We start from the raw sequence: 11707 nt of genomic DNA on the forward strand, positions 1-11707 counted from the left end.
AAGGTGAAACCGTCTCGGGAAGGACCGGCGCTCCGTCCCCTGATTGCCGCGATACTACTCCTGCTCTGCCGTCGGTGGAGTATAGGTACTGGTAATCACTTCCTTCCACGCCATATCCGTCTCGAAATCCGCGGGCTTTGAAACCTTTATCCCGCGCGCCAGCAGATCTTCACAGAAAATCTCCTTGATCAGCTCCGTCGTCAGGTCATGGCTGTGATCGTCATAGGCCTCCGCTTCCGCCTCATCCTTGAAGCAATATCCCTTCCAGAGGACAGATAGACGAACAGTCCCATAATCGACAAGCGCGACTTCCTCGCCCTCATCGATGACCCGCCAGTGATTGTCAGCGGTCAGTTCAAGTTTCGCATCATGACCGAGATTGTCGTAACGGTGCTGTTCCGCTCTCGGCCCGACACTGCCGACGCGGTGGAACATATATTCGTTATCGGCCAGAACGCAGCAATTGTTATAGGGTGGCCGCTCGGTCCGGGAGGGCGCGCCCAGTCCGTCGGGCCAGTATTCAAACTCCCCGCCCTCGCCGTCATAGAACCAGGTAATTGCCGAGGCGACGGGAATCGCCCAGTCATGAAACAGGCCGGAATACCCCATCGGCGCCAACATCCAGCTCGGCACCTCCCGGTTCTGCGCGCCCCGGAAAAACGGCAGGTCCTGGTGATAGGGAAGGCCTTCCGCCGGCAGGTTCAGATTTGTCATCATCGCGACCGGGCGGATAATCTCCGCCTTGAAGGACTTCTTCGCCGCATCGATAAACCGCTGGTTATAAAAATACGGTTCTGCCCCGTCGAAGATCACGTTGCCGCCGAGAGCCCAGAAATTGCGGAACCAGCCGCCGGACGTCTCTCCCTTGGCGCGATGAACTGCGGAGAGGGTCTTATAAGGGCTTCCCTTTTTGATCAGATCGACGACGCCGTCCGGATCATCGAATGCCGGTTCAAGGCGGACAGGAGGGGCCAGAAGATGCTTGGGGCGAACAGCAAGCGAAACGGTCATGGGCTTTTCCTTTTTTACGGGTAGTATGCCATAAAGACGCCTCTCCGGTAAAGAACTGCGTCATGCCGATTTAATTATGGATAAGTGTCTATTCCGCCGGGGAAATTGTCGGTACGGCGACCTCCCGGCGGACCCGCCCCGGCAGCAGAAGGGCGGCCAGCGAGATCAAGGCGGCAACAATCGCGACAACGGCAATCACGCCGGAAAATCCTGCGCCGGATTCCAGAATATACCGCGCCGCCAGAAGGGAAAGTGCGCCGATCACCAGATTGAGCATGAGCTTCACCGCCATGACCTTCGACCGCCAAGCATCGGGCACATAGCGCGATATAACCGTATCGGTAATCGGGATCTGGCCGAAAACAAAGGCCATCGCGAGAAGGGTCGCGAAGAACAACGCATAATTCATCTGCGTCGCCATGATCCCGATCAGGATCGGCTGCGCGAGCGCAATAACAAAGAGCACCGGCTTGATACGGTAGTTGTCAATCAAACGACCGACTGCGAGCTGCGCGAAGGCCGCAATCGCATATACCAGCGCCGCCAGCAGGCCCGTCGTCGCCACATTCATCGTCACGTCCGGCATGCTGACTTCGAACATCCGCGGAATGACGAACGTCATGGTGCCAAACACAAATCCGCCCGCCGATGTCACCAGCGATATGGCGAACAGTGCCCGCTTCCAGCCCGGCATGAAGCCGACGATTTCCTTTTCCCCCGCCGCATGCACCGGCGGTTTCCCGCCGCCACGCCGGACGAAAATCATGAATCCGATGCCGATGGCAATGGCGATGGTGCCGGGAATGATGAAGGCCGCCCGCCAGTCATAATCGGCGAGAATGAACCCGGTGATCAGCGGTGCCGCCGCAACTCCCATATTCCCCCAGACACCGTTGAGACCAAGGCGCCAGCCTATTTTCCCGCCCCCTTGAACAACCATGGCAATGCCGACAGGATGATAGATGGACGCGAACAGCCCGATCGCCGCAAGGCCCACGGCAATCTGCAGCGGATCTTGCGCCAGCCCGGTGGCGATCGCCGACAGCCCGATGCCGACAAAAAAGACCACAATCATACTGTTGCGGTTCCATTTATCAGCGATATAAGCGGCAAGCGGCGCGCCCGCGCCGAACAGAACAAGCGAGGGAATGCCATAGGGAATCATCTCCGCATAGGCGCCATCTTCTGCGAGACCAAAGGAAATGCCCGCGCTAAAGGCCGCCTTGGCAAAAATCAGCATGAACAGATGGTCAACGAAATGACCGACGTTCAGGTAAGTGAAGCGTAGCTGCTGACTGGTCACTGGATTGTTCCTGTTATAGCGTCGGCCTGAGGCGGCCTTTTCCGCGCTTTATTATCATTTCAGGTTATCATAAAGGTTTTGAGGCTGTCACAGTACATTTTATGTCCTGTCACATTAGATTTTCTAACGAAATTTTTCGCATTGCATTGAGGCCGTAATTCCATAGTATGGGGGCTGCTCATCGGGGTGCCTTTCAAGGCTGAGAGACATGAGAAATGTCGACCCGTCGAACCTGATCCGGCTAGAACCGGCGGAGGGAATTGAGGCCGATTCAATCCCACAGAGTTTTCGTGCCCCTTCCCTCCGATGTGAAACGGAGGAAAAATGCGTGATAATGTGTCAGACGAACTGCTAGCGGAGATTGCCCGTCGCAGTCCTGCCGTTCACTGCCTGACCAATACGGTCGTCCAGGCACTGACGGCGAATATGCTGCTGGCCGTCGGGGCCATTCCCTCCATGTCCTCCGATATTTCCGAAGTCGCCGATTTTGTCTCGGGCGCGAATGCCCTCCTGATCAATCTCGGAACACTCGACGGGAACCGTAAATCGGCAATTGAGGCCGCGATAACCGCAGCCCAAAAGAAGGAGATTCCCTGGATTCTTGACCCGGTCCTGATCGACAGGGCGCCAGGGCGCCTCGCTTACGCAAAAGAGCTGATGACCCGTCAACCGGCACTTATTCGTGGGAATAACGGTGAAATCAGCGCCTTGAACGCGGCCCCGCATGCCCTCGCCCGGGAAACCGGCGCGATCGTCGCCGTGACCGGCGTTGAAGATCTGATCACCGATGGCGGACGCGAAAAAACCGTCACCGGCGGCCATATGCTCATGAGCCGGGTCACCGGCATCGGCTGCGCCGGCACCGCGCTTTTGGGGGCGTGCCTTGCGGCCGCAGACCCGTCGGCACGGCTTGAGGCTGTTGCCATCGGCCTGCGCCTTCTTGGTGATGCGGGAGAGAGAGCCGCAAACACATCGGGCGGCCCCGGCAGCTTCGCCGCAAATATCCTCGATGAAGTCTACAAATCAAGCCAATCCAGCCTTCAGGAAAGGAAGGAATCATGACTGAAAAATCCCTGTCCCGACGCAAATTCATAGCGGCCTCCGGCCTCGGTGTCGCGGGGGCCGGCCTGTTCAGCACCCCGGCCATCTCAAGCGGCGCCCGGCAATGGAAGATGGTGACATCATGGCCGAAAGGGGCCCCCGGCGTCGGCGTGACCGCGCAGCGCCTTGCCAACCGGATCACGACCATGAGCGGCGGCAAACTCACCGTCAAACTCTATGCCGCCGGTGAGCTCGTGCCCGCGCTCGAGGTTTTCGGCGCGGTGGGCGGCGGTACCGCCGAGCTTGGCCATACCGCCTCTTTCTTCTGGCAGGGCAAGGCAAAAGCCAGCGTCTTCTTTACGACGGTACCCTTCGGCCTGACCGCCCTCGAGCATATGGCGTGGATCAATCAGGGCGGCGGGCAGGAGCTTTGGGACAAGCTCTACCAACCCTTTGATATAAAACCATTTATGGCCGGAAATACCGGAATACAGATGGGTGGATGGTTCAAGAAAGAGCTGAACTCTCTCGATGACATGAGGGGGGTGAAAATCCGGAGTGCCGGTCTCGGCGGAGAACTGTTCGAGGCCCTCGGCGCCACATCCGTGCTGCTCCCGCCGGGGGATATCTATCCCGGCCTGCAAAACGGCCTGATCGACGCCGCGGAGTTCCTCGGCCCCTGGAGCGACCGGGCTTTCGGATTTTACAAGGCGGCCCCCTATTATTACTGGCCCTCCTTCAACAAGCCGAACGGCAGCGCCGAATGTCTGGTCAACCGCACCGCCTTTGAAGAATTGAGCGATGACCTCAAGGCAGTGGTGGCCAATGCCTGTCAGTCGGAGAATGCCTTTGGCCTGTCCGAATCCGATTGGGAAAACGCCCGCGCGCTGGACGATCTTATCGAAAACAAGAATGTAAAGGTTCGCCAGTTTCCGCCCGACCTTCTCGCACGTGCCCGGGAACTGACACCAGGGCTGATCGACAACTTTGTCTCCGGCGATGCCATGGCGGAGGAAATTCTGGCATCCTACCGGACAGCGCTCTCCCTGTCGAAGAGCTGGTCCCGGGTCAGCCGCCAGCCGTTTTTCGCCGCAAGGGACGCCTAGACACAAGCCCACCATTATGGTTAATGAACAGTTAACACTGCAACCATAGTGGTGGAATTCACCGATTTATGGGCGTGGACGTCTACCATTATGGTGCCTGAAGGGCCTGTTTCAGCCTTGACCGGACAATCCGCGCCCTTCATATTGCCCGCGATAAAATTCCGAGATCAAGCTGGAGTTCCTCATGTCTCTTCAGAACGGCCTGATTATCCTGGGTATCCTGATCGCTTTGGCCGCCGTCGCGGGATATGTGGGGCTGACCTCTTTTTACGGCTCCATTTACCGTTTCGATCAGTCCGCGGACGGCCCGGAAAAATTCGGACATGATGCTGTCAAGGAAGTCGCCTTTACCGCTGAAGACGGATCAACCATTTCCGCCTGGATCAAGCCGCCGGAGGGCGATGCGCCGGTTATCCTCTATTTCATGGGCAATTTCACATCGATCGGCCCCTCGGTATCTCGCCTGAAGCCCTTTCTGGACAAGGGGTTCGGCCTTGCTGCACTGGTTTATCGAGGGTCGAGCGGCAAGGACGGCGTCCCGTCCGAAGAGAATTTCGCCGCGGACGCCCGTGCCCTGTATGACCAGCTGGACAGCCTGCTGGGACAGGAAATCCCGCCACAACAACGACTTGCCCATGGATACAGCCTGGGAACCGGGATTGCGGTTCGTCTCGCAACGGAACGGAAAATTGCCGCCCTCACACTGGAGGCCTCATATGCGCGGTTTTGCGATTATTTCACGAACCGATACTACGGCCTGCCGTTTTGCATGATCATGACGACAGAAAGATATGATTCCATCGACCGGATAGCGGATATAAATGCCCCCCTCCTGATGCTGCACGGGGAAAAGGACGCGGCCATCCCCGTTAGTTCCGGCAAAAAGCTGTTCGCCGCCGCGCAGGAGCCGAAGGAGTTCAAGGCATACCCGGACGGAGACCATGTGAATCTCAACAAACTCGGCTATGCTGAAGACAGCCTGACATTCTATCAGACCCATATCCCCGGAAACTGGGTTAACGAGTAAGCAGCAGCTCGTTCAGGATTTTCCCGATTTCCCCGATTGTCGGATCGATCATCATGTTGAAATGGTCGCAATCGAAGGCCATAACCTCGATATTCCCGGAGACGAACTTGTCCCATCCGAGCTGTGGTCCGGCCCGCAGGAACTCCACACTGGCCTGACTGCCCTTGAACAGCAGGACATCGGCGGGGTAATCCGGCGGATGATACTGATGTTCGGCCGCCAGATAGGCCTGCGTCATGCGCTGGCCGACCAGTTCATCGGGAATATGCTCACCTTTTGCCAGATGCGCCTCAATCTGCTGCGTTTCGCGGCCCGCCGACAGGCTCCGCCATTTTCGAAGCGGCCATTTCAGGGCAAACGCCAGGCTCCAGTGACGGGCCATCCATATTTTCCCGAGTATCCCGAGGGGCTTGCCGTCAATTTCCGGCGCCAGGGTATCAAACAGGACGAGATAGCCAACCTCATGTCCGGCATTGCGAAGCTGATGCGCCATCTCGAAGGCGATCACGCCGCCGCCTGAGTATCCTGCCAGATGATAGGGCCCTTCGGGCTGTTGTTTGAGAATGGCTGCGACATAGCAGGCGGCCATTTCCTCAATTGTTTCATGTATTTCCGTCCCGCCGTCCGAGCCGAGCGCCCGCAAAGCGTAAAACGGCAGTTTCGAATCGAGATATCCGGAAAGCGAGCGGAAGTTAAGCACATTGCCGCCCGCTCCATGAACAAGATACAGCGGTTTAACGGCCTGATCGCCGGGTTTGATGCGCACAAGCGGCGACCATTCCCCGTCCGCAGCCGCAGTATCGGCGGGCGCGGTATCGACCGCGGACGTCACCACCAGATTACCCTTGGTGATAACGACATCCGACAAGAGGCGCAGGGTCGGCGCCTGGAACAGGGTGGCAAGCGGCAGGTCCGTTCCATACTCTTTTCGGATTTTGGCGAACAAGCGCACCGCCGCCAGAGAATGACCGCCAAGATCGAAGAAATCCGCGTCCGGCTCCGGCTGGCCGACGCCCAGAAGGTCTGACCAGAACCCCGCCATCTTCTCTTCGATACTGTTTGCGTAATCGCCACCGGGTGCGCCGCCATCCTTGTCCGGACGTTCCGTCTTTTTCTTGCGCTGAACCCCGATACGGGCCATTTCCCGGCTGATATCGGACATGGAAGTCGGCGAAATCACCATCGAACGCGCATCGGACTCCAGCATGCGGCTGAAAACAGCTGGGGCGTCCTGTGCCCCGATGCCTTGCGCAATCATGATATCGACCAGCTGTTCAGGCGCCGATTCAAGATCGAACGTCGTTCCCTCAACCCGGCTGAGCGCAAACCCTTCCATTACCATCAGGGGATTGTTCTTTTCATCCAGGAACAGCACGTCAAAGCTGGCAAACCGGCCCGGCGTTTCGGCAACCATCCGGGCGCGGGTGATGAAACGCTGCGGCAACGGCGCGAAAATACGAATGCGGTCCACGGACATCGGCGCATAAAACGCGCCTTCCTTGCCGACATCCGACAAAAGGTTCAGCCCGATCGTCGCCGCCGTATCCGTAAGCCCCGGATGCGCCGCATAAGTCTCCAGATCCGGGATAAATGTATCCGCAAGGGCGAAATTACCCTCAACTTCGCCGTCGCCAAGGCGGATTTCACCGACATTGTCCCAGCGCGGACCGAAATCAATCAGTTCCGCCTGCGAATCATGGCCGCTGCTATCCGAAACGGACATAGCCGACAGCGTTTGCAGGGCGCGCGGGATCTTGCGGTCATTCAATCGCTTGAAAACAAGCCGGGCGCGGCAATGCTCGGTCATCGGCCCCTCGGGCGTGAGGGCGCTTTGTACCTGGAACTCATAGCCCTGCTCAATTGGCGTCAGCGTAATGGTAACGCGGGCGCGCACTCCTTCCGGAAACACCATCGGGCTCAGAAGCGACAGGGACTGCAACTCCCATTTCCGGTTCGATGCCGCGGCCAGCATGGCCGCGCGGGCAATCTCGATATAGGCCGTTCCCGGCAACACCGGAATGCCGCCGACCACATGCTCGCTCAGCACCCAGAGCTCAGCGGGATCATAATAGGAGGTAAAGGAAATGACGCCGCCGTCATCCTTTTCAAGCGGCCCGAGAAGCGGATGAACGCCTTCCGCGCTCTCTTCCTTTGTGCGATAGGCGCGCGCCGCCATGCCGATATCCCGCCAGACACCCCATGAAATTGCCAGACCATCGGCGCGGGAGGCGGCCAGAGACTCAAGATAACTGTTCGCCGCCACATAATCGACCTGTCCCGGCGGTGCCGTCACCACGGAGGTGGATGAGAAGACGGCAAAAAAGTCGAGGCTTCCCTCGGGCAGCAGGGCCGCAAGGTTTCCGCCGCCGGTTACCTTCGCCGACAGCACGCGATGCGTATCGTCGAGGCTTTTGCCGAGCATCGGGGCATCATCCATGATCCCGGCGCCATGGAACACACCGTCAATGCCGCCAAACTGCGCCTTGACCTCATCAAGTGCGGCGGCGAGTGCGGATTTATCGGTGACGTCAGCGCTGAGCACGAGGACTTTTCCACCTGCTTCCTCAATCTCCCGGATCGCGTTAACAGCCCCCCCAACGGGTGATGCGGGCGTTGTTTTCAGGATAGTGTCCCATTCACCGCGCGCCGGAAAAGCGGAGCGGCCAATCAGGGCGAGCTGTGCCTTTGCCGTCCCGCCGAGATAGCGGGCAAGGGCAAGTCCTATGCCGCCGATACCGCCCGTAATCACATAACGTCCGCCGTCCTTGATCCGTTTCGGAAGCGCCGTCGGCGCGGCCACGGAAAGCGGCGCCAGTTTCTGGGCATAGCGTTTTCGACCCCGGAGGGCGATGCAGTCATCCGATGTGTCCCCGTCATGCTCATCAAGGATTGCCTTGCCCGACCATGCCGGATCTTCCTTCGCCTCAAGATCGATATATTGCGCCATCAATCCGGAAATTTCCCGCGGCGCAACCCGCACCGGGCCGAGCAATGTGCCGAGCGCCGGATAGGAGACCGGCTCTCCCGCAACGGAAAAACCACCGCTTCCGACAAAGGTCAGGCGAACATCCTCCGTCGGATCGGCGGACTGAATTGCCCGCGCGAGACAGAAGGCGCTGTCAAACAACCCCTTTTGCCCGTCCGCGGCGGAGGCCATGGGCCAGCAATGAAGGATATTGGCCGGGACTTCCTTGAATTCGGCAAGAAGGGCGTCGTAATCCTCGGCAACATCGGGGGCGAGACGGTAGTCATCTCCCTCGCGGACAAAGCCATCGCCGGGCCGGACGAGCGTGACCTTCTCGCGCCGCGCCTCAAGCGCGGTCACCAGCGCATCGGAAACGGGATCGCCGCCATGGAACAGAAGCCAGCTGCCGCCATGTTTCGGCTCTGCAGGTGGAACCGGCGCAAGGTCCCAGCGTTTCGCGACGTACCAGTCATCGGGATTTTCCTTCCGGGTGAGCTGGATGGCGGTTTCTTCCGGCGTATCCCCAGTCTCCGACTGACGGCCGGTGCCCGGCTCGATCCAGTGGCGATCCTTGGCAAAGGCGTAGGTCGGCAGGGACACGCGGCGCCCGCCCGCCCCCGGCAGTTTATCCCAATCCAGCTCTCCGCCGACGGCCCAGATATTTCCCGCGGCGACAAGCGCCAGCGCCATATCATCATCGACCTCTTTCGGTGGACGACCGGAGGAAATCACGGCGAGCGGTTCATTCTCGCCCGGGTTCATTTCGGCAAGCGGACCGAGCGTATGGCCGGGACCGACTTCCAGAAGAATCTGGCCCGGCTTTTTCAGGACGGTTTCCACCGTATCGGCGAAGCGGACAGTATGGCGCAAGTGGCGCACCCAGTAATCGATGGTGGAAAAGTCCCCGTCCTGTCCCCAGTCACCGCGCAGGCTGGATACGAAGGGAATCTCCGGTGATTTCAGGCTGATGCCGTCAATTCCGCCCCGGAAATTTTCCAGCTGATCATCGAGAATGCGGCTATGGGCAGCAACATTGATGCGCACCCGCGTCGCCTCGAATTCCGTGTCTTTCAGCTGCGTTTCCAGCGCGTCAATTTTCGCAACCTCACCCGAGACAACGCAGAGATCCGGTGCGTTCAGGGCTGCAATATCAAGGGCCTCCCCGACCAGCTCTTTTACCTTTGTATGCGGCGCAGGGATAATTGTCATTGCTCCGGCCGCCGCCGCATCCATGACCTTTCCGCGCCAGACAACGACTTTCAGGGCATCGGCGACTGACATCACCCGAGCGATCACCGCGCCCGCATATTCCCCGGCACTATGGCCAAGAACAGCGGCAGGCTCGACACCCCAGCTCATGAACATCATGGCATAGGCATATTCCAGAATGAAAAGCGCCGGGATGGCATAGCCGGACATTTCCATGCTGGCACGGGCTTTTTCATCATCCAAAGAGCGTTCAAACATGACCGAGCGCAAGTCGGAGGGCGCATCGGCGGGCATCTGCGCGAAGCATTCATCCACTGCCGAGCGAAACGCCTCTGACGTTTCCAGCAATCCGGCACCCGCGCCCGGATATTGTGCCCCGCCGCCCGGAAACATGAAGACGACCTCCGCCTTGCCGGTTCCGGTCTTGCCACTTGCAACCCGGCTCGGCGCTTCGTTCCAGAGAGCCTTCGACAGATCATCCTTTTCCCTGCCGACGATCACGCGGCGCTCGGCGAACTCGCGGCGTCCATGACGCAGGGTGAAGGCCGCATCCGCCAAGGGCGGCATGTCGTCGGAGGACACAAATTCCCGCCATTTTTCCTGTATGCCATCGAGCGCCGCCGTGGTGCGGGCCGAGAAGGGAAACAGCCGCCAGCAGCTTTCAGAAATCGTCTCGGGACGAAGCGGCGCTTCCTCGACAATGGCATGGGCATTCGTGCCGCCCACCCCGAGGGAATTGATCCCGGCGCGGCGCGGAACATTCCCGCGCGGCCAGGGCCTGCTTTCGTTCACCACATAGAACGGGCTGTTCGCGATATCGAAACGGCTGTTCGGTGTTTTATAGTTGAGGGAGGCCGGAATGACGTCATGACGCAAGGCCTCCACGACCTTGATCAGGCTGGTCGCCCCGGCGGCCGTATCGAGATGGCCGACATTGCTCTTGACCGACCCGATCCCGCAAAAGCCCGTGCCGCCCGCGCCATAGACCTGCGACAGGCCCGCAAGCTCAATCGGATCACCGACCGGCGTGCCGGTGCCATGGGCCTCGAGATAGCTGACGGTCTCCGCCGGGATATTGGCAATGGCGAGGGCTTCCGCCGCCGCTTCGGCCTGACCATCGACACTTGGCGCGAGATAGCCCGCCTTTTGCGCCCCGTCATTATTGATGGCAGACCCGATCAGCACTGCCTTGATATCATCGCCATCGGCAAGCGCGTCTTCCAGACGCCGGAGGACAACAAGAGCCGCACCGGAGCCGAAAACCGTTCCCTCGCTGTCATTGTCGAAGGGCCGGCAGATGCCGTCCGGTGACTGGATTTCGCCTTCCGCAAACTTATAGCCATGGCGGTGCGGCAGCTCGACGGTGACACCGCCGGCGATAGCCATGTCGCATTCCATGGAAAGCAGACTGGCGGCCGCCTGATGGACGGCGACAAGCGAGGTGGAGCAGGCCGTCTGGACCGCCACGGACGGGCCCTGCAAATTCAGGATGTAGGAGAGGCGCGTTGTCAGAAAGTCCTTGTCATTGCCGGTATGGCGCAGCAGGAACAGGCCGATTTCCTCGACAAGGTCCGGATTGGTCAGCAGGTTATACGGCAAATAGGCCTGCATGCCGGAGCCCGCGAAAACACCGATGCGCCCATCGAAATTCTCCGGCATATGACCGGCGTCCTCGAAGGCTTCCCAGGCGCATTCAAGAAAATGGCGGTGCTGCGGGTCAAGGATGGATGCTTCACGCGGGGAAAAACCGAAGAACCCGGCGTCGAAACATTCCATGTCCGAGAGATAGTTGGCGGCCCTTACATAGTTGGGATCGGCCAGTTCTCTGGCGCTAACCCCGTTTTCCAGCATTTCCTCGGCGCTGAACCAACGCGTGCCCATCCGTTCGTTCGCCAGCAGATTCCAGAACTGTGCAACGTTACGCGCCGACGGAAACCGTCCGGCCATACCAACAATGGCAATCTTTTCAGATGCCTGAATTCCCTCAACATTGTCTGTCATATTCTAGTTCATCCCCGTCGGACCTGACGGTTTCAATAAGGTGA

Annotated in this window: 6 protein-coding genes and 1 riboswitch; of the genes, 3 read left to right on the forward strand and 3 right to left on the reverse strand. The window is 59.2% G+C overall.

Annotation, left to right across the window (positions count from 1 at the left end):
* Positions 1-54: 54 nt before the first annotated feature.
* Both AAC599_RS00915 and AAC599_RS00920 read right to left on the reverse strand, forming a co-directional pair.
* Positions 55-1011: a hypothetical protein gene (locus AAC599_RS00915; protein ID WP_340148525.1), complete on the reverse strand. Its 957-nt coding sequence runs from the start codon at positions 1009-1011 to the stop codon at positions 55-57.
* 88 nt (positions 1012-1099) lie between these two features.
* On the reverse strand, positions 1100-2314 hold the full coding sequence (locus AAC599_RS00920; RefSeq protein WP_340148526.1) for an MFS transporter: 1215 nt from the start codon (positions 2312-2314) through the stop codon (positions 1100-1102).
* 172 nt (positions 2315-2486) lie between these two features.
* A riboswitch (TPP riboswitch) is annotated at positions 2487-2591 on the forward strand.
* 47 nt (positions 2592-2638) lie between these two features.
* Between AAC599_RS00920 and AAC599_RS00925 the strand changes: the two genes are divergently transcribed.
* The 3 genes from AAC599_RS00925 (at position 2639) to AAC599_RS00935 (ending at position 5488) form a co-directional block, all read left to right on the forward strand.
* The gene (locus AAC599_RS00925; RefSeq protein WP_340148527.1) at positions 2639-3376 is read left to right on the forward strand and encodes a hydroxyethylthiazole kinase; all 738 of its coding nucleotides are present in this window, start codon (positions 2639-2641) and stop codon (positions 3374-3376) included.
* Positions 3373-4461: a TRAP transporter substrate-binding protein gene (locus tag AAC599_RS00930; protein ID WP_340148528.1), complete on the forward strand. Its 1089-nt coding sequence runs from the start codon at positions 3373-3375 to the stop codon at positions 4459-4461. The genes AAC599_RS00925 and AAC599_RS00930 overlap by 4 nt, the downstream gene beginning before the upstream one ends.
* A 184-nt stretch (positions 4462-4645) precedes the next feature.
* A complete protein-coding gene (locus AAC599_RS00935) occupies positions 4646-5488 on the forward strand; it encodes a hypothetical protein (protein WP_340148529.1) in 843 nt (280 codons plus the stop codon).
* Here the strand turns inward: AAC599_RS00935 and AAC599_RS00940 are convergent.
* The gene (locus AAC599_RS00940) at positions 5478-11663 is read right to left on the reverse strand and encodes an SDR family NAD(P)-dependent oxidoreductase (RefSeq protein ID WP_340148530.1); all 6186 of its coding nucleotides are present in this window, start codon (positions 11661-11663) and stop codon (positions 5478-5480) included. The genes AAC599_RS00935 and AAC599_RS00940 overlap by 11 nt on opposite strands.
* Positions 11664-11707: the final 44 nt, after the last annotated feature.

Source organism: uncultured Sneathiella sp., assembly GCF_963976355.1.
Taxonomy (GTDB): Bacteria; Pseudomonadota; Alphaproteobacteria; order Sneathiellales; family Sneathiellaceae; genus Sneathiella.

Excerpts from the sequence above, each read along its gene's own strand:
- AAC599_RS00915 (WP_340148525.1), bottom strand. The coding sequence starts at position 1,011 with ATGACCGTTTCGCTTGCTGTTCGCCCCAAGCATCTTCTGGCCCCTCCT.
- AAC599_RS00925 (WP_340148527.1), top strand. The coding sequence starts at position 2,639 with ATGCGTGATAATGTGTCAGACGAACTGCTAGCGGAGATTGCCCGTCGC.
- AAC599_RS00930 (WP_340148528.1), top strand. The coding sequence starts at position 3,373 with ATGACTGAAAAATCCCTGTCCCGACGCAAATTCATAGCGGCCTCCGGC.
- AAC599_RS00935 (WP_340148529.1), top strand. The coding sequence starts at position 4,646 with ATGTCTCTTCAGAACGGCCTGATTATCCTGGGTATCCTGATCGCTTTG.
- AAC599_RS00940 (WP_340148530.1), bottom strand. The coding sequence starts at position 11,663 with ATGACAGACAATGTTGAGGGAATTCAGGCATCTGAAAAGATTGCCATT.